25 protein-coding genes are annotated in these 26,389 nt (G+C 38.9%); 5 read left to right on the top strand and 20 right to left on the bottom strand.

Annotation, left to right across the window (positions count from 1 at the left end):
• Positions 1–43 precede the first annotated feature (43 nt).
• Positions 44–2,284 (bottom strand): EAL domain-containing protein, encoded by a 2,241-nt coding sequence (locus tag VOI46_RS02460; protein ID WP_004585851.1) that lies wholly within the window; start codon positions 2,282–2,284, stop codon positions 44–46.
• A gap of 141 nt (positions 2,285–2,425) precedes the next feature.
• On the opposite strand from VOI46_RS02460, the gene VOI46_RS02455 reads away from it, so the two are divergent.
• Both VOI46_RS02455 and VOI46_RS02450 read left to right on the top strand, forming a co-directional pair.
• Positions 2,426–3,007 carry an SRPBCC family protein gene (locus VOI46_RS02455; RefSeq protein WP_004585850.1) on the top strand — a complete coding sequence of 194 codons (582 nt, stop codon included), beginning with the start codon at positions 2,426–2,428 and terminating at the stop codon, positions 3,005–3,007.
• Entirely contained in the window at positions 2,976–3,863 is an 888-nt protein-coding gene (locus VOI46_RS02450) for a TIGR03899 family protein (RefSeq protein WP_004585849.1), read from the top strand. Before VOI46_RS02455 ends, VOI46_RS02450 begins: the two co-directional genes overlap by 32 nt.
• A 24-nt stretch (positions 3,864–3,887) precedes the next feature.
• On the opposite strand, the gene VOI46_RS02445 is transcribed toward VOI46_RS02450, so the two are convergent.
• The 7 genes from VOI46_RS02445 to dusA all read right to left on the bottom strand — a co-directional run bounded on the left by VOI46_RS02445 (position 3,888) and on the right by dusA (position 8,728).
• Complete coding sequence (locus VOI46_RS02445; RefSeq protein WP_004585848.1) at positions 3,888–4,658, bottom strand: TIGR04219 family outer membrane beta-barrel protein; 771 nt, start codon at positions 4,656–4,658, stop codon at positions 3,888–3,890.
• A 3-nt stretch (positions 4,659–4,661) separates the two neighbouring features.
• On the bottom strand, positions 4,662–5,648 hold the full coding sequence (locus VOI46_RS02440) for a DUF2333 family protein (protein ID WP_004585847.1): 987 nt from the start codon (positions 5,646–5,648) through the stop codon (positions 4,662–4,664).
• Between the two features lie 8 nt (positions 5,649–5,656).
• A complete protein-coding gene (locus VOI46_RS02435) occupies positions 5,657–6,169 on the bottom strand; it encodes a copper chaperone PCu(A)C (protein WP_039972069.1) in 513 nt (170 codons plus the stop codon).
• A gap of 79 nt (positions 6,170–6,248) precedes the next feature.
• Positions 6,249–6,575, bottom strand: a complete 327-nt coding sequence (locus VOI46_RS02430) for a hypothetical protein (protein WP_004585845.1) — start codon at positions 6,573–6,575, stop codon at positions 6,249–6,251.
• Between the two features lie 9 nt (positions 6,576–6,584).
• Complete coding sequence (locus VOI46_RS02425; protein WP_004585844.1) at positions 6,585–6,791, bottom strand: PspC domain-containing protein; 207 nt, start codon at positions 6,789–6,791, stop codon at positions 6,585–6,587.
• A gap of 10 nt (positions 6,792–6,801) precedes the next feature.
• Complete coding sequence (locus VOI46_RS02420) at positions 6,802–7,494, bottom strand: PspA/IM30 family protein (RefSeq protein WP_004585843.1); 693 nt, start codon at positions 7,492–7,494, stop codon at positions 6,802–6,804.
• Positions 7,495–7,738: 244 nt separating this feature from the next.
• On the bottom strand, positions 7,739–8,728 hold the full coding sequence (dusA, locus tag VOI46_RS02415; RefSeq protein ID WP_004585842.1) for a tRNA dihydrouridine(20/20a) synthase DusA: 990 nt from the start codon (positions 8,726–8,728) through the stop codon (positions 7,739–7,741).
• A 415-nt stretch (positions 8,729–9,143) separates the two neighbouring features.
• Here dusA and VOI46_RS02410 point away from each other — a divergent pair, with 415 nt between their 5' ends.
• Positions 9,144–10,592: a capsule assembly Wzi family protein gene (locus tag VOI46_RS02410; RefSeq protein ID WP_004585841.1), complete on the top strand. Its 1,449-nt coding sequence runs from the start codon at positions 9,144–9,146 to the stop codon at positions 10,590–10,592.
• A 57-nt stretch (positions 10,593–10,649) separates the two neighbouring features.
• Here the strand turns inward: VOI46_RS02410 and VOI46_RS02405 are convergent, their stop codons facing one another.
• From VOI46_RS02405 to cysC, 4 genes are all read right to left on the bottom strand, one after another.
• Entirely contained in the window at positions 10,650–11,816 is a 1,167-nt protein-coding gene (locus tag VOI46_RS02405) for a nucleotide sugar dehydrogenase (protein WP_004585840.1), read from the bottom strand.
• Positions 11,817–12,068: 252 nt separating this feature from the next.
• A complete protein-coding gene (gene galU / locus VOI46_RS02400) occupies positions 12,069–12,989 on the bottom strand; it encodes a UTP--glucose-1-phosphate uridylyltransferase GalU (protein ID WP_004585839.1) in 921 nt (306 codons plus the stop codon).
• A gap of 277 nt (positions 12,990–13,266) precedes the next feature.
• On the bottom strand, positions 13,267–14,223 hold the full coding sequence (locus VOI46_RS02395; protein ID WP_004585838.1) for a DHHA1 domain-containing protein: 957 nt from the start codon (positions 14,221–14,223) through the stop codon (positions 13,267–13,269).
• Positions 14,224–14,400: 177 nt separating this feature from the next.
• On the bottom strand, positions 14,401–15,012 hold the full coding sequence (gene cysC / locus VOI46_RS02390; RefSeq protein ID WP_004585837.1) for an adenylyl-sulfate kinase: 612 nt from the start codon (positions 15,010–15,012) through the stop codon (positions 14,401–14,403).
• A gap of 538 nt (positions 15,013–15,550) precedes the next feature.
• Between cysC and VOI46_RS02385 the strand changes: the two genes are divergently transcribed.
• Together VOI46_RS02385 and VOI46_RS02380 are read left to right on the top strand one after the other, a co-directional pair.
• Positions 15,551–15,679 carry a hypothetical protein gene (locus VOI46_RS02385; RefSeq protein WP_269745348.1) on the top strand — a complete coding sequence of 43 codons (129 nt, stop codon included), beginning with the start codon at positions 15,551–15,553 and terminating at the stop codon, positions 15,677–15,679.
• 91 nt (positions 15,680–15,770) lie between these two features.
• A complete protein-coding gene (locus VOI46_RS02380; protein WP_324738170.1) occupies positions 15,771–15,974 on the top strand; it encodes a hypothetical protein in 204 nt (67 codons plus the stop codon).
• Between the two features lie 34 nt (positions 15,975–16,008).
• Here the strand turns inward: VOI46_RS02380 and VOI46_RS02375 are convergent, their stop codons facing one another.
• The 8 genes from VOI46_RS02375 to VOI46_RS02340 all read right to left on the bottom strand — a co-directional run bounded on the left by VOI46_RS02375 (position 16,009) and on the right by VOI46_RS02340 (position 26,314).
• Complete coding sequence (locus VOI46_RS02375; protein ID WP_324738169.1) at positions 16,009–17,745, bottom strand: SLC13 family permease; 1,737 nt, start codon at positions 17,743–17,745, stop codon at positions 16,009–16,011.
• Positions 17,746–17,817: 72 nt separating this feature from the next.
• Complete coding sequence (cysN, locus tag VOI46_RS02370; protein WP_004585834.1) at positions 17,818–19,230, bottom strand: sulfate adenylyltransferase subunit CysN; 1,413 nt, start codon at positions 19,228–19,230, stop codon at positions 17,818–17,820.
• Positions 19,231–19,312: 82 nt separating this feature from the next.
• Positions 19,313–19,660, bottom strand: a complete 348-nt coding sequence (locus tag VOI46_RS02365; protein WP_029773231.1) for a four helix bundle protein — start codon at positions 19,658–19,660, stop codon at positions 19,313–19,315.
• Positions 19,661–19,758: 98 nt separating this feature from the next.
• The gene (gene cysD, locus VOI46_RS02360; protein WP_004585832.1) at positions 19,759–20,667 is read right to left on the bottom strand and encodes a sulfate adenylyltransferase subunit CysD; all 909 of its coding nucleotides are present in this window, start codon (positions 20,665–20,667) and stop codon (positions 19,759–19,761) included.
• 722 nt (positions 20,668–21,389) lie between these two features.
• Positions 21,390–22,259: a glycosyltransferase family 2 protein gene (locus tag VOI46_RS02355; protein WP_324738168.1), complete on the bottom strand. Its 870-nt coding sequence runs from the start codon at positions 22,257–22,259 to the stop codon at positions 21,390–21,392.
• Between the two features lie 2 nt (positions 22,260–22,261).
• Positions 22,262–23,167, bottom strand: a complete 906-nt coding sequence (locus tag VOI46_RS02350) for a glycosyltransferase (protein ID WP_324738167.1) — start codon at positions 23,165–23,167, stop codon at positions 22,262–22,264.
• 127 nt (positions 23,168–23,294) lie between these two features.
• Positions 23,295–24,998: a glycosyltransferase gene (locus VOI46_RS02345; protein ID WP_324738166.1), complete on the bottom strand. Its 1,704-nt coding sequence runs from the start codon at positions 24,996–24,998 to the stop codon at positions 23,295–23,297.
• A gap of 74 nt (positions 24,999–25,072) precedes the next feature.
• A complete protein-coding gene (locus VOI46_RS02340) occupies positions 25,073–26,314 on the bottom strand; it encodes a hypothetical protein (protein WP_004585827.1) in 1,242 nt (413 codons plus the stop codon).
• Positions 26,315–26,389 lie beyond the last annotated feature (75 nt).

Here is a 26,389-nt window from a genome sequence, read left to right as displayed (position 1 = left end):
AAGGCGCGAATTATATCCTAATACATTGCTTATTTATACAACATTACCTAGAGATATCGCGCCTACTGTAAAGTCTGTTGATATTAAGTTTTTTATTTCGCTCTTTAATAAACTCTAAAAGTTCGTGTTCAGGCATCGGCTTAGCGTACATAAAACCTTGTACTTCATCACACCCTAAGTTTTTCAAAAACTCTGCCTGCTGCTGTGTTTCTACACCTTCAGCAATTGTTTTTAGTCCTAGTTTAGCACCAAGCGACACCACCAAAGCAGCAATAGCCCCGGTATCGTTATCGGGTAAATCTTTTACAAATGCGCGGTCTATTTTAAGCCTGTCAAGCGGTAAACTTTGTAAGTAACTTAACGAAGAAAAGCCCGTTCCAAAATCATCTATCGCCACTTCTACGCCTAATTCTTTTAACTCTTTTAGGGTATTGATCACGGTTTCTAATTCATCCATTACCACGCTTTCAGTCACTTCTAACTCTATATTGCAGGGTTTAACGTCGTACTTTTGTAAGGTGTTTTTTACTGTTGTAGCGTAGCCTTTAACCTTAAATTGCGGCACAGATACATTTACAGCAATGCAAATTTCTTCACCGAGTGCCTCTAAGCGTTTTTGCTGTTGGCAAGCTTGTTCTAAAACCCATTGGCCAATATCAACAATTAAACCGGCATCCTCTGCTAAAGGCACAAACACCGCAGGAGATATAAACGAGCCATCTTCTGATGGCCAGCGCAGTAATGCTTCACAGCCAATCAAAGATAAATTATCAAGTGAAAGCTGAGGCTGATACCACACTTGGAGTTTTTGCCGAGCAAAGTCATGACGTAACTGCCTAATAATACCTAAGCGCCAAGCCATTTTGTCTTGCATATCAATATCGTAGTAAATACCCTCTTTGCATTTAAGCTTTTTAGCTTGGTTTAATGCAATATAGGCAACTTTGAGTGTATCTAACCCAGTACTTTGAAAGTCTTGCTGCTGACATAAACCAATTCTAAAATCGACAGGCAAAATATGCTCGCCAGCACTAAAAGGCACACTTAGCACATCGTTAAATTGTTCAAGGTCAAACTCCGTTTGGCGAATAATAAAGCCAAATACATCTGCGCCAATACGCGACAATAACTTTGCGTCTGGATAAGCATCTTTAAGCCGCTTTACAATCTCGATTAACAAATGATTGCCAATTTCTTGTCCTAAGCCATTGTTAATATCTGCAAAACCAATCACATCAATTAATACAAAAACGTAGTCATTAACGTGTGGCTTTTGATAACGCACTACCCGCTCAATAAAATTAGTACGATTAGAAATACCGGTTAGTACATCTTTGTAGGCCGCATCTCTTAGCTTTACAAACAGCCTTACGTTATCAAGGGCTACACTCACATTAGTAAGAAAAATCTCTGCAAATTGCAGCTGCGCATCACTCGGTTTATGCTCGCACTCTAAATAAATAGCAGCCTGGCGGTGCTTACTTTTAACAATAAAAGTTACGCTCGAATCAGTTTGGCAATGCTGAGCCGACTCAAAACACTGATCTACTTGTTCAAGCGCAACGCTATCAACATTAGCAAGCTTTTCACCAAAGTAGCTCTCATAATGGCCACTACCACCCAATACTTGAATAAAGTTATCGCCATCTAGCTTACTGCATACCAACCCAACTTGTTGACACTCTAAAATAATGCCCAAGTGTTTAATAACCTCTTTGCACAACACTTTAATATCGGTAAGCCCTAAAATAGACTTTGAAGCCGAAACAATGGTGTTCATCGCATCACTTTGATACTCAAGCTGGCATACTTGCTCGTACGAACGAATAGCGGTGATTAAAGAAGTTACTAATTTAGAACGAGTTAACTCTGTTTTTGTTTTATAGTCGTTAATGTCATATTCGCGAATTACTTTTTCTTCTGGGGTGTTGCCCGCTTGGCCGGTTCGTAAAATAATTCGCACATGCTGATTGTTAAGCTCTTCGCGTACGCGTTTTACAACTTGCAAACCCGCATCATCAGATTCCATCACTACATCTAAAAAAATAACGGATATTGTATTATTGTTTTTGAGTATTTCGATGGCTTCGCTGCCAGAGTACGCATCGTGAAAACGCAGCCCTGCCCCCCAAAACTCTACGCCCGACAATGCAAGCTTAGTCACTGAATGTATTTCAGGATCGTCATCAACGATCAAAACATCCCAAAAATCAGATAATTCTTGGGTTATTTCCTCTTCGCTGTCTGGCGCTAAAAATAAAAAATCGCTTTGCTCTGACGACATTATCTACCCTTTATCAGTTTTAATACTTATATAAGCTCATACCTATGTGCTAAAAATATATTTTTGGTTTATAGGCTAATTCATACTATAGTCGATTAATAAAAAGTTGTTATATTTCAAACTAAAAAACTCGTAAAAGGTGTGCCTATTAAATTTTTTAAAATCCTTATAAAAACGCTCTTATTGTTAGTTTTAGTGGCTATTTTGATTGGTTTAACCCTGCCGCAAAATTACAGCGTAAATAAAAACATACAAATAAATGCCAATGTAGCGACCGTTAAATCGCTGGTCTCTGACTTTAGCCTTTGGCATACATGGTCACCTTGGGGCAAAGTAGATCCGTCTATCACTTTTACTTTAGGCGAACCTAGTCGCGGTATAGGCGCGCATCAATCGTGGCAAAGCGACTGGGGGTATGGAGAAATGACCATTACGTCGCTTTCGCAAAATAAAATGACCTTTAATGCACTTTTAAAAAATGAGCATATTATTGAAGGTGAAATTACATTTACCGAAGTAGAAGGTGTGGTAAATGTAACGTGTAATATTAATGGCCAAACCAATACCCCGCTAATTTCGGGTTATCTATCAATTTTTAGCGAGTATGTATTAAGCAATACAGTGTCACTTGGCTTAAATAACTTACAAACAGTGGCGCAATTACGCGACCAAAAAACACAGCTGGATAACGATGACAGTAAAATCAGCCCAAGCGAGAATTAACCTCGCCAATATAATTGAGTCTTTACTTGGCTACCCCGTAAAAAAAATAACCACAAATACAGGGCAACCAAGTACAGATCAAAGTTACGGCTCTAAAGGCGATCTAAACCCGCTTTATCACATAAATAGCGATAACCCTATTTTAGCGCGCGCCCAAAAGCGCCAAGATTTACTGCTTATAAAACAGCAGCAAAATATAGAAACCATTTTAGCTAAAGCAATGGGATTTTGCCCCGATGTGGCAAGCAATAAGCAACCAGATGCCGACTGGATAGAGCGCTTTATTGCCCTATGTGAAGACACCTCAAATGAATCGATGCAAACACTGTGGGCTAAAATTTTAACTGGCGAGACCCTCAACCCCGGTACATTTTCTATAAAAAGCTTACAAACACTCAAGCATATGACCCAACGCGAAGCAGATGCATTACAAAAGTGTGTATCGCTGAGCAGCTACAACGCAAAAGACGACAGCCACTTTATTTTATTGGGGTTTTATAAAAAGCCTTCGCTTTTCGACTTACTACGAAAAGGCAATAAGGTATCGCTTAATTTAGGAAAAACGGGGATCAGCTTTCCTGATATTTTAACGCTTATGGATCTTAATTTACTCTACAGAAAAGAAATAGAATCGGCGGTATTAAAAGCAGGCCAAGAACTCACCCTGTCGTTTTTATCGCAAAAAGTGACGTTAAAAGCTAAAAGTAGTGACTTAGTATTAAGCTATTACAAGTTTACTCAAACTGGCGATGAGCTTTCTAAGCTTATAAATTACCCTGTAAATAAGGTGTATAAGCAATTAATTAATAATGCACTGGAGGGAGAATTTAATTTAACGTGGCATGTTAATAAATAACACACCACGTAGTAGGTTCACTAATTAAAAGTGAACTTGAATACCCGCAAATGGGCCTGATGCGTCAATATCGGTATTAATATCATCAACATCATCTAGCTCTAACGTCATTGAGCGGTAACCCGCTTTAATAGCTACATCTACCGCTAGGTTATCAATAAGTTCATACGCTACACCTACTTGGTAGTCTTGTACTTTACTATCGTCGATAGCCAAAAAGCTGCCTTCAAAAAACACGCTTAAACCCGTAAATGGTAAGCCTGCTTCAGCACGGCCATACGCAAGTGGCACAAAGCCCGAAAAATCTTTAGTCTCAGAGAAGTTAGTGCCACCTTGTTGAGTGGTACCAGTTACAACAATGTCACCGTCAAACTGCTTTGCGTTTAAACCTAAATCAATTGAAATTAAATCGTTATCAAAAATTTCGTAATAAAGAATGTAATCAATGTGAGTTAAATCACTTAATGTATTTGCAGTTGTACCAACCACGTAATCTGAGCCATTAAAGCTAAACGTATCAGTAAGGGTTGCTGAGCCATTAAGTTCAAGCTCAGTGTATTTAAGCTTTAGGTTAGGAACTAATGGCACTGGGTGCTCTAGTGCCGCGTAGTAGCTAATAAAGGTTTCGTCTTCAAAATTAAAATCTTGTGGTGCGTTATCTTTGTAAGAAAACTGACCGTCGTTATCTGACTGCCAGCCATCAACACCTACATATAAACCTAATAGAGTGTCAGCTTGCGCTGCTGGTGCTAAACATGCCATTGATAGGGCAGCTGCTAAACAATACTTTTTCATTTTTTATCCTTGAGCTAGTAGTTCGCTAAGTTCGATTAAAGCCGCATTGGCTCTTGAAATATAATTTGCCATAACTAAAGAATGATTTGCCACAAAGCCAAAGCCATTCCCGTTTAATATAATTGGGCTCCACACGGTTTCTTGTGTTGCCTCAAGCTCACGTATAATTTGCTGTAAGCTTACACGTGCATTTTTCTTTTCTAATACATCAGCAAAGTCATACTCAACCGCTTGTAAAAAGTGTAATAACGCCCACGTTGCACCGCGCGACTCGTAAAACACGTCGTCTATTTCCCACCACGATGTTCTTACTTGTTGCTGAAGTGGTGTGTAGGTCGCTTGCGTGTTTGAAGAATTACCGGCTAAATCGGTATTTACTTTGTCTTGGCCAACACTTGCACTTAAACGCTGACTTAAACTGCCTAAACGCTTTTCGGCTTCTTTTAACCAGCTGCGTAGATTATCTGCACGTGAATAAAATTGGCTATCGCGCTCATGCTCGTTAGCAATTTGTGAGCGGTACACAAGAAGGTAGTCTATTCCCTTTTGGTACTCTCCCTCGGCACTTGGCCACGCCCATGCCTCAGAGCTAATATTAAATTGTGGCTGCGCTTTTTTAAGGGCTTCATGTTCGGTAGATTGCGACTGTGAACGGCTAAAATCTTTACGCATTGATAACGCTAAATCACGCACCATTTCAAGCGCGCCATATTCCCACGCTGGCATGTCATCCATTATCACACTTGGCGGCATCACATCGTTTGATAAATACCCACCTTGCTTATCAAGTAATGTGCTAGCAACGGTAATAAGCGTTGAGGTGGTTGTATAGCCTGTTACCATTTTTTCGTTGCGTGCTTGCGCCGTTTCTTTTGCATTAGTTACTACGTTAAAACGTGCCGGCTCAATGCTCCAATAAACTGCAATAGCGTAAAAAATAATAAGTAGTACCACTAAGGCACCAGCTATTTTTCCTTTATGTTGCGACATTTATCCTCCTAGTGATGAGCGTGTTGTTTTTTAGATGGCTTTGAATGCGCAGCTTGCGCTTCAAGCGAAACCACTTGAGCATTAGTAAACAAGCGGTTACCGTCACTAAAATATAGCGTGAGTTTACGTTCTTGCCCTACTTTTAGTGGCTCTTGTGGATCAAATACCATTAAATGGTAACCACCAGGCTCAAAGCTTAGGCTTTCATGGCCCTTAATAGTAACGGCTTTAACCTGTTGCATTTTCATCTTGCCATTGACATGTTTGTGCTCATGTATTTCTACACGGCCTAAACCTTCGATGGTTGCTTTAGTTAATTTAGCAACACCACCACCGTGGTTAGAAATTGTTAAATAGCCAACACTCGACTTACTACCAGGCAAAAACGCCCTTACTTGTGCATGGCTTACTTCAAGCTTAGCTTCGTCTGTATCGTGGCTGTGCCCAGCGTGTGCAGCAACCGATGACGAAAACACATTAATCATTAACGCCGAGGCCATAAAAAAGCACTGCTTCATCATCGCTTTATTCCTTGTGAAAGCATAAAATTTCACTTTAAATTTAACATAGTTAACTAATAATAGTCAGTTAAATTAAGGCTTAAGAGGTTACTTTTTTGTTATCGAGCACCAACCAGCACAGTACAGCTACAAATAATAATGGCCAGGCTATCATCACTGAACCAAATAACAGTGCCAAAATGGTGCCAACCAGCGCGACAATCCCTGCGCCTATTAACCCCATGGTCACTAAAGCCATTACGGCTACCACTGCAATAATAGCGACTAATACACCAGCCAGATCGAGCCCTACCCAGCTCATATCTGCAATCCACAGTGGGAACTGCCATGAATCAAAATGTATTAGCGGCACAGTATCAGTAAAAAGTAACACATATACGACAACACATATTGCTAAGGTTTTCATATCCCTCTCCTAATACGCACGCTCTTCAAGGCGGCAGTGAGCAATCAAATAACCAAGCGCTACTGCAAACGGAAAACTTATAAATAATAAAATAGTTACTAAGCGTGTTGACCACACTGGAAAATCAAGGCGACGCGCTAACCCACTGCATACGCCCGATATTTTTTTATTCAGTGAATCTTTGTACCAACCACGCTGTGTTTTAAAGTTATTCATACTCTACTCCTCAAGCGCTTGGCGCAGTTGTATTGGTATTACTTTGCTTAACACTGGCTTTTAAACGAGCCAGCTCTGCATCTATTTTTTCATTTTTTACTAAAGACTCAATTTGCTCAGCAGTTGATTGCGCTGTATTTGTAAGTTCATAAGCATCAACCTGTGCTTCTATGCCTTCCACTTTTTGCTCTATCATTTCAAAGCGAGACAAAGCATTTACGACCTTGTCACTGTGTAATTGCATGTTCACTTTTTCACGTGCAGCAACAATATCGTGGCGTTTTATTAATTGAGCTTGTTTGCTTTTAGCTTGCGCCATTTTTTGCTGTAAACGCTCACAATCTGCCGTAATTTTCTCTATCGACTCTTTTAGAGTATTTAGCTGAGTGTTTTTTGCTGCAATTTGCTCATCTACTCGCTGTTTTTCTACTAACGCAGACTTGGCTAAATCGTCACGGTTTTTAGCAACTGCCAGCTCAGCTTTTGTTTGCCACAAAGTTAAGTCTTTTTGTTTTTGTGCAATTTGGCGTTTAAGCGTTTTTTCTTCGCACAGCAAGGCTGCGGCCGTGCTTCTACATTCGTTAAGCGCTTCTTGCATTTCACTTAGCATAAGGTTGAGGAGTTTTTCTGGCTCTTCTGCTTTATCCAGCATGGCAGCAATATTGGATTGGATAACATCATTTACACGATTAAATATACTCATTGTTTTGTCCTGTTGTTTTTAATTGATAACAACAACATGACTCCAAGAGTTATGCCAAGTAACAAAAAGTTATTTATAAACATTTAAATTCAATTAGTTAGATAACTAACACGTTATTTAAAACTGACTAAAAACTGAATACTAATAAGCTAAAATCACTAATTTATTTATATTTTGACTAAATTTTAGTTATAAAAAAACCACTTTATAAAGTGGTTTTTTATAACTATTCAGCGCTTTAGTATTACTCAGGCACAAAACTTAATGCTTTATCCATTACCGACAAATCAGCCTGTTTACCGTGACCGTTTTCTGAAAGGTGACGTCTAAATCCGCGCGCCCCTGGCTGCCCCTGAAAAATGCCCAGCATATGGCGTGCTATATGCCAAAAGTTAGCACCTAAACGCATTTCTTCTTCTATGTAATCATACATAGCGCGCACCACATCGTGACGAGTCTGAGTATTTGCCACCTCACCGTAAATCTTTTCATCCACCTCATTAAGTATAAATGGATTACTATATGCTTCGCGACCAATCATAACGCCGTCTATATGCGCTAGGTGCGCTAGGCTTTCTTCAATTGTTTTAACGCCGCCATTAATGCTTAAGTCGAGCTGTGGGTAGTCTTTTTTTAGTTGGTAAACGCGTGGGTAATCAAGAGGCGGTACTTCACGATTTTCTTTAGGGCTTAAACCATTTAACCACGCTTTACGGGCATGAATAATAAAGTCATCACAGCCAACTTTATGGCTGGCTTCAATTAATGCGCATAAAAACTCATACGAGTCTTGCTCATCAATACCGATGCGTGTTTTTACCGTAACAGGAATACTAACTTCGCTTTTCATTGCCGCAACACACTGTGCAACCAGCTCAGGCTCGGCCATTAGGCATGCACCAAAGCGCCCGTTTTGTACTCTATCTGAAGGGCAGCCTACATTTAAATTAATCTCATCGTAACCGCGCTCACCCGCAAGCTTTGCACACTTTGCTAGCGCCTCGGGATCAGAACCCCCCAGCTGCAAAGCAACCGGCCCCTCGTGCTGATTAAAGTGTAGGTAATCGCCGCGACCAAATAAAATCGCCCCCGTGGTGATCATCTCAGTGTATAAAACAGCGTGCTTACTCATCTTACGATGAAAAGTGCGACAATGACGATCAGTCCAATCAAGCATGGGTGCAACCGAGAAACGTCTCGAAAATTTACTTGTCTGTCTAGCTACTTCTGCCATTAATTCCTCTACCTTACCTGCAGTTTATACTTTATGACCCAATTACTATCTTTTTGTGATTTATTGAAAAATTATATACTCATTCACTTGTAAAGTTCATTCAAGCTTATCAATAGATCATTTAACAGCACCAAAGGTTTATTATATAAGACTACAAGCAATAGGTCATGACAAACTACTTACTTATTATACTTGATGAAATACACCTAACTCAATATCTGTAAGTGTTCTCATTTACATAAATAATTTTTGCTTAACTTTCATATAGCCTCTTATACTACTTCTATTGCTTGGTAGTAGAGGCTTAATGTAATTTTTATACCTTTATTTGCTCCCTTCCTTCCTTACTTCTGAATTAATTGCTAACCTCGCATTAACGTTTTTACTTAAACAATTTTTTGCTAACGGAATAATTATGCTAAAAAAAATATCGCTACTTGTCGGGATGGCAATCAGTGCAAACGTAATGGCTAAAGGCGGAGTTTCACCTTATTTACCTTTAAATCAAGTTCCCGAACTTGAGCATAATATTCAACGCCTTTTAGCTGTAAGTAAAAACACCCACTTAATGAGTAAGCCCTATAAAGCTCACGATATTTACAACGTACTGCAAAAAATTAGATTCACACACCCTAATCTATACCACACACTTACTTACCAAATAAATCCGTACATTCAAGCAGGGGCGCTTACTTTTGTTAAAGGCACAGCATCTGTAGGAACAAACAATAAAAACTTGCCTAATCAACGAGGGCAGACCACAAAAACAAATTTAATTATCGAAGGTGGCGCTAATTTAAGTTTGGGCGACTACTTCGGTGCAAGCGCCGTAGGGATTATAAATGAAGATGGAATTATCCCAACCCAAAGCATCGTTTATATGGGGTTTAAATACGCTCAGCTAGATATTGGCTATCGCGAACACTGGTACTCTCCTTTTAACAGTAGCGCTATGTTACTAAGCACCCAAGCCGAAACAACTCCATCTATAACTTTAAGTAATGTCGAACCAATTACAGATTTTAAGATACGCTACGACATGTTCATTAGCCAAATGACAGAGCAAAGAGGGATTTTAAAAAACCAAAGGGTCGAAAATCCAGAGGACCGAGAGTACGAGCCTGGTAAACCTTACTTATTTGGCTTACACACCAGCTTTTCTGTCACTGACAATTTAACGATAAGTTTAAGCCGCCTAATGCAGTTTGGCGGAGGCCCGCGTAGCGTAACTTTAAAAGATTTCGCCGAGGGTTTTTTCAGTCCTGGTAGTAAAGATAATGTAGGCGAAGACGATACTGACGACGCTAACTTTGAATTAGGTGACCAATTGGGTGCAGTCGCTTTTAGCTATTCAAATACATTAAATAACCTAGCCTATGAACTTTATGCAGAGGTAGCCCTTGAGGATACTTTAGGTGGTGGCGGCGGTAGAAATAACGCTTACAGCTTCGGCCTATTTATTCCATTTATTAATAAAAATCATAGCATTCGATTTGAGCATAGTAATTGGCAAGCGCTTTGGTACGCAAATGGTATATACCTAGATGGCAATAGAAATCATGGCAATGTAATAGGCCATTGGGCTGGAGATGAACATGAATACGAAGATTACGTAGCAGCAAAAGCAATAAGCTTAGATTGGAATTGGCAATTAAATCGAAAAGAGTATTTACAAACTACCTTTCGCGGCTTAAAAAACGCAGGCGACAACTACAAAACAAGTTATGAAATGCAAATTTCTTATAATAGTAAGCTAAGCAGGCCTATGTGGGGCGCTAAAAGCTGGGGTGTTGAATTATATACTGGTAAAGATATATATGGGGACGCATTTTCAAAATTAGCATTTACGGCTAGCTTTAACTAATTAAAAAGCCTACACCGTTTTTAAACGCTGTAGGCGACGCTTTTTAAACGCTACTTATTAATCACTACCAAATAAGTCACGTGTATACACTTTATCTGCAATGTCGCTAAGCTCCTCAACCATACGATTAGAAACGACTACATCAGATATCTGCTTAAACTCACTTAAGTCTTTTATTACGCGTGAGTGGTAAAACTCATTTTCTTCAAGCACAGGTTCAAATACAACAACCTCAATACCTTTGGCTTTAATACGCTTCATAATGCCTTGAATAGCAGAGGCTCTAAAGTTATCAGACCCTGTTTTCATTACTAAACGGTAAACACCTACAATTTTAGGGCTACGTTTAATAATTGAGTCGGCAATAAAGTCTTTACGTGTTGTATTGGCATCTACAATTGCGCCAATAATATTGTTTGGCACATTTTGGTAATTAGCACGTAGCTGCTTGGTATCTTTTGGTAAACAGTAGCCACCGTAACCAAACGATGGGTTGTTGTAATGGTTACCAATACGAGGGTCTAGGCCTACACCTTGTATAATTTGCTTAGAGTTTAAGCCATGTGCTTCTGCGTAGCTATCTAGCTCATTAAAATAAGCAACTCGCATAGCAAGGTAAGTGTTAGAAAATAACTTAATAGCTTCAGCTTCCGTTGAGTCAGTGAATAGCACTTCAACATCTTGCTTAATTGCACCTTGCTTAAGTAAGTTTGCAAAAATAGTTGCGCGCTCACTTTGCTCACCTACAACAATACGTGATGGGTGTAAGTTATCGTAAAGCGCTTTGCCTTCACGTAAAAACTCAGGAGAAAATATTAAGTTGTCAGCGTTAAGTTGCTGCTTAATATCAGCCGTAAAGCCTACCGGAATAGTCGACTTAATCACCATAACCGCATCCGGGTTATGTGCCATTGTTTCTTTAATTACGGCTTCAACAGAGCTGGTATTAAAGTAGTTGTTTTCAACATCGTAGTCAGTGGGTGTAGCTATAATTACGTAATCAGCACCTTTATAAGCAGCTACTTTGTCGGTAGTTGCTGTAAAATTTAAGTCATCACGCGTCAAAAACTCACTAATTTCTGTATCAACAATTGGTGACTGCTTATCATTTAAAAGAGCTATCTTCTTCTCGTCTATATCAAGTGCAACCACTTCATTATGTTGCGACAAAAGCATCGCGTTTGAAAGGCCTACATAACCTGTACCTACCACGGCAATTTTCATGCTATTCCCTTAATGTTTTCATTGGTAATTAATAAATATAATTTTATCAGAATTGCACAACATCAGCTATTGAAACGATACAAGGTTAGCATCAAAAGTAAAGCATCATACGTTTGTAGCTAATAAACAAATTTACAATAAACGCATTTTCATGTACTTCATTTGTATAACAAATAAAAACGCGGCATAAAGCCGCGTTTGTTTAATTTTTACAATGTAATTAATTCAAGCTAAACCAATAAGCATTATTACTTATAAGTTTACAACATTGTCAGATTGCAAGGTCGACTCATCGTTAACCAGTGTAGTTAAGTACTGGCCAAAATCGTCGCCAAGCTTAGTATCGCGCATGCCGTATTCAACAATTGCTTTTAAGTAACCTAGCTTATCGCCACAGTCATGTGAGCGACCGCTCATATGAAACGCTTCAACGGTTTCTTGAGTCATTAATGCATCAATAGAATCGGTTAGCTGTATTTCGCCACCAGCACCAACGGGGGTTTTAGCTAATAATGGCCAGATATTTTTACTTAATACATAACGGCCAACTACCGCAAGGTTTGAAGGTGCTTCATCTGCATCAGGTTTTTCTACCATCGTTTTAATTGCAGCGCTGTTACCAGGTGTTAATTGCACGCCATTAATGTCAGCAATACCATATTTGCTTACGTCTTCTTGTGCCACTGGCTCTAGCATAATTTGGCTAGCTTTGGTCTCATTAAAACGCTTAATCATAGCTGCTAAGTTTTCAGTTTTTTGATCGGCCGTATAAGCATCAAGTATTACATCTGGCAGTAATACAATAAAGTCGTCATCGCCAACAATAGGTTTTGCACATAAAATAGCGTGTCCTAGGCCTTTAGCTTCGCCTTGGCGAACGCTCATTACTGTTACATCTGCAGGGCAAATAGAACGCACTTCTTCAAGCAGCGCACGCTTAACACGCTTTTCTAAAGTTGCTTCAAGCTCGTAGCTGGTATCAAAGTGGTTTTCTATGGCGTTTTTAGAGCTATGCGTTACAAGTACAATGTCTTTAATACCGGCAGCTACACACTCACTCACTATGTATTGAATAAGTGGTTTATCTACAATCGGTAGCATTTCTTTAGGAATTGCTTTGGTCATAGGTAACATGCGTGTGCCAAGACCGGCAACAGGAATAACAGCTTTCATGGGTAGTCCTTTAATTTGAAATAAAAATTTATACGTTGATCTTAACTTAGCAACCTTAAAGTAGATACAACCTGAATATATTTAATAACGTGCTTTATAATATGTGGATTAATTGTTCTGCAAATAATAACGCTGACTCCAGCTAAACACTATTATTTCGCGTGACTAAAGCTTGCTCACGTTAGAAGCGAAGCTTCAAATTTTTTTAAAATATAATAACCAAAGTAAAAGCTTCGCGTCTACAATTAAACTCAACATCGTTCAGCTCTTGACCTAACTATTTGTAATATTCTACTAACTCTTTAATAAAGCGTTCAACTTGCATTTTAGGTAACTCATTAATGCCAGCAGCGGCAGCACGACCACCGCCCGTATCAAACTTACTACATATATCTACAGCGCCTTGCTTATTGGTAAGAGGGGCTCTAACGCTCACTAAGTAACTACCTTTGTTATTAAACGTAAATACCGCGTGAGCTTTATTTGGAGACTGATTAGCAAGGTCATTACCTAAAACGCCGCTTACTCGACGAGCCCAAGCAGCATCCTCTAATAATATTACTTTAGCTGTATCGCAATCATGGAGTATTTGCGCATTAGCGGCTTTCTCCATATCAGCTTTATAAGCTTGCTCAAGAGTATAATAAACCGAGCTTTTATCGTTTATTGCATCAAAAGGTGACTTATACTGCATAAGCAGCTCAAATAAATCGGCAGGTGCAAAATGTAAATCTGCCACTTCACTTCCGTAGCCGTTATAGTTTATGTAAGTACCAAATGCTTTTAACTGTGACTTTTGAAGTTCAGTTAATCCAAGCTTATCGGCCTCGCTATCAGCCTTAGCAAATAAGTTATCACCATAAGCGGCAGTAATAGCCCATAAGTGAAATTGTTTATCTAGCAAATCACTGACAATTAAACTTGTACACATATTTGCATCTAAATCTATATGGGCAAATAAATTTGCATGGTTAGGTATATCCCCAGCTTTGTGGTGATCAACATACATAACACGAGCCCCAGCACTTAAGGCATCGTGAAGCGCTGGCATATTCTTTTCCATAGAAATATCCAATACCCTAATACAGTCCCCTTCTTGAGGAGTGATTTTTTGCATTAATTGAATATCGCGTTTAACACCCGTTACCTTTACTGTCTCGGTGGGGTTAGCTAATTGCAGCTGTAATAAAGCAATAATGCCGTCGGCATCACCGTTAAAAATGTCATATTTCATAATACTCTCAAGTACCAAAATAGAAAAAGTATACCAATATAATTAAAGGCAGCTCTTAACCTAAGGATAGTAAGCATAGGGTCTACTATCACAAAAAGCGTGTTTATTTTATCAACAAAGCAGCCAAGTACTACCACACAAAGTAAAGCCATTGGTAAATTTACTAATCAAAAGTAGTTAACTGTTAGTTCCTACAATTTTATTTTTTATCAAATAATCAACAATTTGATCTGCGCATTGTTCAATGGTCTGCTCTGCTGTATGGACATGTATGTCCGGGTTTTCAGGCACATCAAAAGAAGAGCTAATCCCTGTAAAATTTGGAATCTCACCCGCACGCGCTTTTTTGTATAGTCCCTTAGGGTCTCGACTTTCACAAATAGCTAGTGGCGTGTCGATGAACACTTCTATGAATTCACCTTCATTCACTATACTTCGAGCCTGAGCGCGATCAGCTTTAAATGGCGAAATAAACGCAGTAGACACAATAAGTCCTGCGTCCACAAACAGCTTAGCAACTTCACTTATACGACGAATATTTTCAACGCGGTCTTCATCACTAAAAGTGAGCCCTTTGTTTAAACCCATACGGACATTATCGCCGTCAAGTAAGTATGTATGACACCCTAGCGAAAATAGTTTCGCCTCTACAGCATTTGCAACTGTTGATTTCCCTGAGCCACTTAATCCAGTATACCAAAGTAGTGCTGGTTTATGGCCTTTGTGCTGTTGCTTCTGATCTCTCGACACAGTTTGTGTGTGCCATACTATGTTTTCATCTTGGCTCATTAAAGCACCTTTATTTTAAATTATTTAAAGCCTGAAACTTATAACGCTCTATATTATATTGTTTAGAGTTTGCTCACGTTAGAAGCGAAGCTTCTCATGGTTTAGAATGTAATAACCAATGTAAAAGCGCTGCTTTTAAATGCCAGTAAGCTACGCGCCTACAAGTAAATTTAACCACCACGCCAATTTTCAACGTAGGCGTGAAGCTTGCTCACGCAATAAATTGAAAAATCTACACTTTTATACCAACGCACCAGCAAGCAAGGCGCCTACAAAAAAATTTAATCACCGCGCCAATTTTCAACGTAGGCGCGAAGCTTGCTCACGCAAGAAATTGAAACATCTACACTTTTATACCAACACGCTAGCAAGCAAGGCGCCTACAAAAAATTTAATCACCGCGCCAATTTCAACGTAGGCGTGAAGCTTGCTCACGCAAGAAATTGAAACATCTACACTTTTATACCAACGCGCCAGCAAGCAAGGCGCCTACAAAAAAATTTAACCACCGCGCCAATTTTCAACGTAGGCGTGAAGCTTGCTCACGCAAGAAATTGAAACATCTACACTTTTATACCAACGCGCCAGCAAGCAAGGCGCCTACAAAAAATTTAAACACCGCGTAATTTTCGGTGTAGACGTAGAGCTTGCTCACGCAATAAATTGAAAAATCTACACTTTTATACCAACACGCTAGCAAGCAAGGCGCCTACAAGTAAATTTAACCACCGCGCCAATTTTCAACGTAGGCGTGAAGCTTGCTCACGCAAGAAATTGAAACATCTACACTTTTATACCAACGCGCCAGCAAGCAAGGCGCCTACAAAAAATTTAACCACCACGCCGACTTTCAACGTAGGCGTGAAGCTTGCTCACGCAAGAAATTAAACATCTATACTTTTATATCAACGCGCCAGCAAGCAAGGCGCCTACAAAAATTTAACCACCACGCCGACTTTTAACGTAGGCGCTAAGCTATTAACTCGATGTTTTTTTTCAGCTAACACTAAAAGGAAAAAACACAGGTACAAACACCAATACAACAAGTGCATACACAATGCTAATGGGTAACCCCAGCTTTACAAAGTCATTTAACCTATAATTGCCTGCATTAAACACCATTAAATTTGTTTGATATCCATACGGGCTAATAAAGCTGCCACTTGCGGCAAATGCTACCGCCATAACAAAAGGTAATACATCAACGCCAAAACCTAATGCAACGGTATATCCTATAGGAAACATTAAAGCAGCTGCTGCGTTATTAGTTATAAACTCAGTCATTAACCAAGTTACTACATAAACTAATACAAATGCAGTGTATACATACCTAGGGTCGTCAAATTGACCTATAAATCCACCTAGCGATTCAACCACGCCAGAGTTAACCAGCGCGTTCGACAGCAAAATAGCTGAAGAAACCACCAACCAAATATCTATAGGAAAACGTCTAACAATTTCGTTTGTAGTTAAACTGCGCGTAAATAAAAGGCCACCAAGAAGTAACACCAAACCTTCTAACAAATCTAAAACGTCAACCGCAGCCAATGCAATGGTAGTTATAAATCCACCAATAGAAAGCCAAGCACGCCAGCCATTAATTCTACTTTCGGGCTCAACACCCGAAAGTGTTAAAAAGTTTTTGTTTATATTTGTTCTCGATTTATAGTCATCACCTACAGCTAAAACTAAAAAGTCACCTGAACGAATTACTACATCACCCAGCTTACCCGATACTTGCTCGCCGTCTCGTCTAATGGCAACCACTGCTGCGTCAAATAAAGCCCTAAATCCAGTAGTTTTTAACGTACGTCCAACAATAACGCTTTCAGGCCTAACTACCACCTCAGTGAGATTACTATTTAAAGTGCCATTTTTTTCAGCAAAAATTTCTAATCCTGAAAACTGCCCAAGCTGCAATAATTTAGTTATGTCTCCGCAAAATATTAACCTATCAGCTGGATGTATTACCTCCGACGGAGAAACAGGGCTAATTAGCCTCCCCTCCCGGACTATTTCAACTAAAAATAAAGACTCTAAATGCCTAAGCCCATTAACTTCAACAGAGCGCCCTACAAGCTCAGAATCTGCAGATACCTTCGCGTCTATAAAGTAGCCCTCAGATGTCACTTTGTTTTGTTCTATACTCGGTAACATTCGGGTGCATAAAAACATAGCTAAACCACAGCAAAGAACCAAAATAGCACCCACAGCAGTAAATGAGAAAAACGATAACGACTTACCCGACGCCTCGATATACATAGAGTTAACTATTAAATTAGTCGAGGTACCAATAAGTGTGAGCGTTCCGCCTAAAATAGAGGCATATGACAAAGGCAATAGTAATTTACTTGCAAAATGATGGGGATTATTTCTAATAGGTGAAAGCAGCGTAGCCACTACCGCTGTATTGTTTAATATAGAAGAAAAAAACGTAGTTACGCCAAATAGCCTAAACCATGTTGAAAAGTAACTATTTACAATAGTTTTAGAAGCAATAACCCTTAACAAACGTGTTTTTTCAAGCGCTAATGAACAAAGCACCAGCAATATTAGCGTTACAAGCCCAGGATTAGCAATACTCGTTAAAAACTGATCTTTACTAACCAAATCGCAAGCTATTAAAGCAATAAGTGTTGCACCAAAAACAGCAACTGGTCTTGTTTGTAAAACAATTAAGCCTAAAATTGTTAAAGCAAAAATACAAAGCGTTAGATATGCATCTAATGGCATGATTAAATTAGCTATCCTTAGTTAATAAAATAAACAGCGGGCCAGTAAAAAGCCCGCTATATCCTGAGTAATCTAACGGATTACTTTTGCATCCCAATGCGGAAAGTGCTTACGAACTAGCGCATTAAACTCTACTTCAAACGCTGAGTGCTCGCTTTTAGGTTTGCTAGCTTTACCATCCAATGGTTTACGTATCATACCAGCACCAACAGTTACGTTTGTTAAACGGTCAATAACAATAAACGCACCGGTATGTTTATTTACATCGTAAGCATCAAATTGTACAGGTGCTGTTAATGCAAATTGGCAATTACCAATCTCATTCAAGTTTAATTGCGATGCTTCTTGCTGCTCTAAAGTATTTACATCAACCTTATAGTTAATCGTTTCAGCATAGCCATAAACCGACTTACTACCTACTTTAATTTCGTATTCACGGTCTACATGCAAAGCTTCTTCAGTCATCCATACAACATCTGCTTCAAAGCTATCTGCTGAGTGTGGTTTTTGATGAGGGCGAACCAACATATCGCCTCGACTTACATCAATTTCATCTTCAAGCGTTAATGTAATTGCCATACCCGCAGATGCTTTTTCAAGATCGCCATCAAAAGTAACTATAGACTTAACTTTACTTTCTTTGCCTGAAGGTAAAGAGGCTACAGTATCTCCTACTCGAATGTCACCCGCAGCAACAGTACCACTGAAGCCTCTAAAGTTTAAGTTAGGACGGTTAACGTACTGAACCTGTAATCTAAACTCATCATTTTTAGCATGGTTTACTTGTACAGTATTTAACAGCTTCATTAAAGTAGAACCAGGATACCAGCTCATAGCTTCGCTTTCGTTTACTACGTTATCGCCACGTAATGCCGAAATTGGTACAAAGCGTACATCATCAAATGTAAGGTCTTGTGCAAACTCACGGTAATCTTTTTTAATATTTTGGTAAACAGATTGCTCGTAGCCTACTGCATCCATTTTATTAATGGCTACAACAACATTTTTAATACCTAATAATGAACAAATATAGCTATGACGACGAGTTTGAACCTGCACACCATGGCGAGCATCAATCAAAATAATCGCCAAGTCACACGTAGATGCACCCGTTGCCATATTACGAGTGTATTGCTCATGTCCTGGTGTATCGGCAATAATAAATTTACGCTGATCCGTTGCAAAATAGCGGTACGCTACATCAATAGTAATACCTTGCTCACGCTCAGATTGCAGACCATCTACTAAAAGAGATAAATCAAAATCGTTATCTGTAGTGTTAAAACGTTTTGAATCTTTTTCAATTGCAGCCATCTGATCTTCAAAGATCATTTTGCTATCGTAAAGTAATCTGCCAATTAACGTTGATTTACCGTCGTCTACACTGCCGCAGGTTAAAATACGCAGCATATCTTTGTTTTCGTGTACTTTTAAATAAGCTTCAATATCTGTAGCAAGTAAGTTTGGTTGTGTTTGTTCGGTCATTTTAAGTCCTTTATAAGCTGTAAGCGACGAGCTGCTGGCGTCGAGCTACGTGCTTAAATTTGTTTATGTTGCGAGCTACGAGCTACGAGCAACTTTTAATTGTTCTAATCAGACTACCTAGCATTTTCCCAATTAATTCACATTCACTAATAATCGACAAGCTATTTTCTTTTGAAATATAAGCTAGTTCAGTTGCAATCATTAACTGCGTTTTTAATTCGCCTAAAGAGCCCTTTGCTATAACTAAAAAGCGAGCTTTTTCTTTATCGGACTCTCTTTCAAAGCCTTCTGCAATATTGCTAGGAACAGAAACGCCGGCTCTACACATTTGATCTTTTAAGCCAAAGTCTTTTAGCTGCTCAAATGTTTTATAAATTTTTATACTTAGGCGAAAACTACGCTGCCAAACCTCTAAATTTTCGTATCTCATAAGCATCCTTGTTTATTACTTTTGGCTACTTACTGAGAGCTAATAGTTGCATATTTAAGCTCGCAGCTCGCAGCTCATAGCTAGAGGCCCGAAGCGCTTTAGAAGTAGCCTTCCATTTTTTTCTTCTCCATAGAACCCGCAGAGTCATTATCAATTACTCGCCCTTGACGCTCAGACGTAGTACAAAGCAGCATCTCTTGGATTATCTCAGGAAGGGTTTGTGCTACAGACTCAACAGCACCCGTTAGCGGGTAGCAACCAAGCGTTCTAAAACGAACCATTTTATTTTGTACTTGTTCGCCCTCTTCAAGCTCCATACGCTCATCATCAACCATAATAAGCGTGCCATCGCGCTCAACTACAGGGCGCTCTTTAGCAAAATATAATGATGGAATTTCAATACCTTCAAGGTAAATGTACTGCCAAATGTCTAGCTCGGTCCAGTTACTAAGCGGGAACACACGAATGCTCTCACCCTTATCTACTTTACTATTATAAACGTTCCACAGCTCTGGGCGTTGGTTCTTAGGATCCCAGCGGTGGTTTTTATCACGGAAAGAATAAACACGTTCTTTAGCACGCGACTTCTCTTCATCGCGGCGAGCACCACCAAATGCAGCATCAAAGTTATTCATATCAAGCGCCTGCTTAAGGCCTTGAGTTTTCATAACATCAGTATGCTTAGCACTGCCATGTACAAATGGGCTCATACCCATAGCAATACCTTCAGGATTTTTATGAACAATTAAGTCAAAGCCATACTTTTTAGCCATTTGATCTCTAAACTGGATCATTTCTTTAAATTTCCAGTTAGTATCAACATGCATTAGCGGAAAAGGAATTTTACCTGGGTAAAACGCTTTACGTGCTAAGTGCAATAAAACCGACGAGTCTTTACCTACAGAGTAAAGCATTACTGGGTTATCAAACTCAGCAGCAACTTCCCGCATAATATGAATCGACTCGGCTTCAAGCGCCTTTAGATGAGTTAACTTTTCTTCATTCATAATGTTTGTTTATATCCTAATTTATCAAAATCCATGCTAGTCAATTTTAATGACCGACTTAAAACTCTTATGCGCAGATAGTCTATGTTTAATTACCAACGCATGCAATATGTATACATTTCATGTAACTCACAAAACTACAATTAACGTTACTTACTCGTGTTACGCCCACAAATTTCGCGTTTACAGATTTTCAACGTAGGCGTAGAGCTTGCGCACGCAAGAAATTAAACATCTACACTTTTAAACCAACGCGCCAGCAAGCAAGATGCCTACAAGTAATTTAACACCGAGCCGCCCGTTGCCCAAAGCTGTCACCCGTAGGCGTGAAGCTTGCTCACTCAAGAAATTAAAACATCTATACTTTTATACCAACGCGCCAGCAAGCAAGGCGCCTACAAAAAACTTAACACCGACTTGCTCGTTGCCCAAAGCTGTCACCCGTAGGCGTGAAGCTTGCTCACGCAAAAAATTAAAACATCTACACTTTTATACCAACGCGCCAGCAAGCAAGGCGCCTACAAGTAATTTAACACCGAGCCGCCCGTTGCCCAAAGTTGTCACCCGTAGGCGTGAAGCTTGCTCACGCAAGAAATTAAACATCTACACTTTTAAACCAACGCGCCAGCAAGCAAGGCGCGTACAAGTAATTTAACACCGAGCAGCAAGCTGCGCGTCTACAAATACAAATTCACTTGCTATCTAAACCTATAATCTTTCACTCACTTCCAATGTGACTTATACGGCCCTTTGCGGCCAAGTACGCCATCAATAATTCCTTTAAGCATAAACCCTAAGCGCTTAAGCCTGTTTTTTTGCATTACCGAGTTTAAAAAAAGCCTTATAGGCATAAAAAACAAACACCTAACTTTCCAATAGGTTGGAACATATGGCCTGCGGCTTAAAAGTAAAATATTTCTAAATTGATAATAAAGCCTAATTGGTGCGCCTACTTTATAAGTTACGCCAATAAATTTACTACGTGAGTCGCCAAGCCTATGCACCATTTCTACATTTTTAGCTTTGGCTATATCAAACCCCATACTGCGAGCCCGCCAGCACCACTCATGGTCTACTCCATCAATAAACAACGACTCGTCTTTTAAACCTATTTGGTCAAGTGCACTTAAATCTATCATCATGCCCGAGGCTATAATTTGTGTAACTCCCACTAGGTCGTCGTACTCAAATACCTCTTTTTGTATTTTAGAGTTAACTTTTTTATCTGAAAAACTACACCTAATACGTGGGCCAATGGCTACAACGTTTTGTTTAATTTTGTTAGATGCTTTAAGCAAACTACTTAAATTAAACACCATATCGCTGGGTATTAAGCTGTCTTGGTCGAATAAAATCGCATACTCGCACCCTGCTTTTAATAAATACAATAAGCCGGCATTATGCGCATGCGCTATGCCAGAGTTATCAGCAAGGTGAATATAATGGTAATGCTTAATTACCTTAGTAAAATCATGCGGGGTTGGGCTATTGTCAACAATAACCACTTCTTCGGTTTGCCCGTATAAACGAGTGAGTAGGCGTTCTGTTAACGCTAAATCGGGCTTATAAACAACTAAAACTGCACCAATCATAATTAATTGTGTTTATTTAAGCCTAATATAAAACGGTCGGCTTTATATGCAACTTTTATAATCCATGAAGGCATCATTCGTAAAATTAATACAAACAACGCATAACAATAATTTTGTAAAGACTTTTGTTTAAGCGAATCCATAGCTAAAAGTCTCGCTTTAAATTCATTTACCGATTTCCCCCTACCCCGGCGCTTATAAAAACCATTAATGCGCCTAAAGTGAAGTAATGGCTCTTTTACGTTAGCAAACTTACAGCCATCTTCAGCCAGTGCAATCCATAAAAAGTAATCTTGCGTATTACGCATGTTAGGCAAATACCTATGGCCACGTGCAAATACACTATACCTAATTGCCACCGTAGGATGATTAATAGGGCAACGTCGCGAAAACGCATACAGCAATTTAGAATGAGTAAGGGGCAACCTGCGAATTCCCGCCCTATTACCTTGCTCATCTACCTCCCAAAGGGCAGAGCCAAGCACATCAACATCATCATGCTTATCAAGTAACGTCGCTTGTTTTTCAAAACGGTGAGGCACACAAATATCGTCGGCATCCATTCTAAAAAAGTACCGAGGTTTTAATGGTAGAGTAGAGTCAATAATATAGTTCATACATGCGCTTAACCCTTTGTTTGTGGTGCCATGTACAAGTGCCAAGTTAAGGTTTTCTTTTTCTACCTGAGTTAAATAAATAGCTATATCGTCAGCTACTTCACCATCAAGTACAATCATAAACAAATCTGCTGGTAAGGTCTGATTTAAAACACTTTCAACCGCTTGCTTTACCCATTCTAGTCGGTCGTTAATATAGACAGACATACCACATACTATGCTTACACTACTTGCAATAGGGTAAGTAGATTGCAATACAAACTGATTATTAGTTGCCGATATTGGGATCATACTCTCTCTATTAAAAGATAAAACAACCAAAAAACAGTTATCTACATAGTATATACAGTGTAGCGTAATTTAATAATTGATTCAAAAGCGCATATTTAATAATAGCGCTGGTTTACACTTTTATTAACTACCTAAAAGACTTAATTGCAAAATTTTCTCTTTTTAGCGTTAAGTTAGGGTTATACGCTGGATCGGCCGCTATTACATCCGCCCATGTAGTTTGCAAATAGGCAAGTTCAGCGTTAAAGCGCTTAACTTTTTCGGGGGTATCCTCATGCCCGCGTGAAACCGACTCATGGTGATACAATACCGCCTCTGCGCAATATAAATTACGCTTACCCAGCTCTCTTACTTTTAAACATAAATCTACGTCATTAAACGCAATAGCCAGCTTTTTTGCGTTAAGGCCACCAACAGCCCAAAAATCTTTGGCTTTAATGAGCAAACAAGCTGCCGTAACCGCACTGTAATTTTGTGTAGCAATTAGGCGATTCATATAACCAAAGTGATCACTAGGAAAATACTTATGGCCATGCCCTGCACCGCCACCATAGCCCATAACCACACCTGCATGCTGAATACGATTATCAGAATATAAAAGCTTAGCTCCTACGCAACCTATATCGTTTCGCATAACATGGCTAACCATATTTGTAAGCCAGTTAGGTTCAATAACTTCAATATCGTTATTTACAAGTGCCAGCACTTCGCCGGTGGCACTTTTAGCTGCAAAATTATTTATAGCTGAATAATTAAATTCGCCCGCGTAATTTAGCACCTTTATTTTTGAATGCTTGCTTAATTGGTTAAAGTATTTAAGGCATTCAGGGTCATCAGAGCCATTATCAATGAGTAATATTTCATAGTTACTGTAAGTTGTTTTATTTAAAATAGATTCAATACAGCCTTTTACTAACGCCAAACCATTTCGGGTAGGAATAATAATTGAAACTAATGGCTGTGTATTTAAATGCCAACGTAAGTAAACACTAGGTAATGCCGACTCCATAATACTAGCAAACGGAGCATATAAAGCGCTTAATTGCTTTTTAGCATTACTAAGCTTGGGTAAGTTAGATGGGCGAGAAAGTAATACTTGAGATATATGCTCAACTCTTACCTTAAGGTTACTAATATAACGCGTACACATAAATACACTTAACATAAATGTGTTAAGAGGGAGCTTTGCAGCGCTAAAGTCACTTATGCTTTTAACCCAAATACCTGAGCTAATATAGCCATTTGTTAGCTGTAAATCGGGGTTCCAATCGGGTTTAAAGTCGGCGAACTCTCTTTGTTGGCTTTTTTCGTTTAAAAAATCGGTATCAACATAGGCAAGCTTAGATGAGTTTGATAACTCAGTAGCTAACACAAACCCCAAATACGGGTGCAATACATCACCAGCAAATACAAAAAAACTCGGGCTATTAAATACCTTAGGGGGTAAGTATTCTGTATTTAAGCTAGTAACTACCTTAAAACTTAAAGCACTGTATAACGATAAAAATTCATTTATTTTAACTGTATTGTTTGCCGAGCAATAAATAACTACATTTGAAAAAGCAGCATGTTGCTCTTTAATACTTTTAAGCGTAGCCAGCAAACTATTAGCGTTGTAATCAGTAACGCATACAATTAACGAGCAATCAGTTTTGCACGTCTCGCCAAAGTGTGTAGCTTGCTCAGCAAGGTAGCCGTTATGATTGTTAATATAATCAGCGTAAGAGCGCTTAAGCTCATCAAGCGTTTGTAGTTGATATAGCAAACCACTTTTATGCAAATTACGACTATACGCAGCAACCAGCCTAGGGTTTTGCTTTACTTTTTCCACAAGGCTCTGAGGCAATATACTTAAAAGCGCTTTGACTATTTTTACTGATATTTTTCTAAATAACTTCAATTACTTCACGCCTTTAAGCTAAGTAGTAACAAGCGTACCTTTAAATAAGCAACTAAGCTAAATCGCTTTCTAAGAAGCCTATTAACACTAACTCTAAATTTACGGTTGCCCTGCGTGTAATTTAAATCATCAAAGCTCTCTATTTTGTAACTATAGCTATTTACAAACGCACGCTTAGTGTATTGCAATAAGTTTGGCACTGCAGCACTTGGGGGCACAAGCTGAAATAAAACATCCGTAAAAGGAGGTTTATCTTCAACGTTGGGCTGAGCATAAACGCAAAGCGCCAAATTAGTTAGCAAAGCAATATTCTCTTTAGCAATATACCTAAGTACAGAGTCGCATTGCTGCATACTTATTTCTTGTTTATAAAAATTTTGATGTGCTTGATCATGTACAGCTTTTATTAATTTATCGCCATTTGCAAAAGGAGCTTGTTCATTTAACTGCCTTAACCACTTTAAAGATTGCCTTTTATAATCATTAAACTGGTGCTTACCAACAAAAGAAAAACGCGTAACGCCATTACTATATGACTGCAAAATACGGTCTAAAAGGTTTGAATTACTCCCTAACTCATATCTATTAAACCAACGTTTAACCTCTAAAGCCTCAAGCGTATAACTAGTATTAATACGTTTAGTACAGCTTATATTAGCCACTTCTTCTGCCGGCAAATTTATAGCCGTTAAAAAATCATTAACAATACTATTATTTAAAAATAAATCTTCATGGTAAGCGCGTAAAATAAGCCTATCACCAAGTTTGCTAGCATAATCACCTAGTACTTTTAAAGCGTTCATAGGTAACGAATCTGCTCGTCTTATGGTGGCCACATTACCATGTCTTTTAACGGACTGGTTGTAATGAGATTCATGCAATTCTGCAGGGTTTCTTACATAAGCAATACAGCGCACATTGGGCAGATTATTTACTAAAGGCAATAATCGATGGAAAAAAAACTCCGAGCTCAATAATAATGTATGACAGTTATTTGCAGCCGTTTTATTTTTAAGCTCTTCTATACGCTTTAGGTTTAACTTGTAATCACCTTTAAGAGGGTCAAATACAGATAAAAAATTGCCAGAACTAATACCGTTGCTATCTTCTTTGTGCTGCGGGTAAAAAATTCCATGCGCTCTTAAAAAGTCAGTATTATCTTTTAACCACTTTTGTATAGCCGATGTACCTGTTTTTGGCGGGCCAATATGTATAATTAAATTAACCGTGTTTATAAAGACCTCCAAACACATAGTTGCAAGAGTAGCGCAATATACGAAGCTTTTATATTTTAAGTCTATAACTTAACTTAAACCTATAAA

This window comes from Pseudoalteromonas sp. CuT4-3, from assembly GCF_035666335.1.
GTDB classification, from domain to species: Bacteria; Pseudomonadota; Gammaproteobacteria; order Enterobacterales; family Alteromonadaceae; genus Pseudoalteromonas; species Pseudoalteromonas atlantica.
The sequence above is the reverse complement of the archived record's forward strand: the minus strand, read 5'-3'. Positions and strand labels throughout refer to the sequence as shown.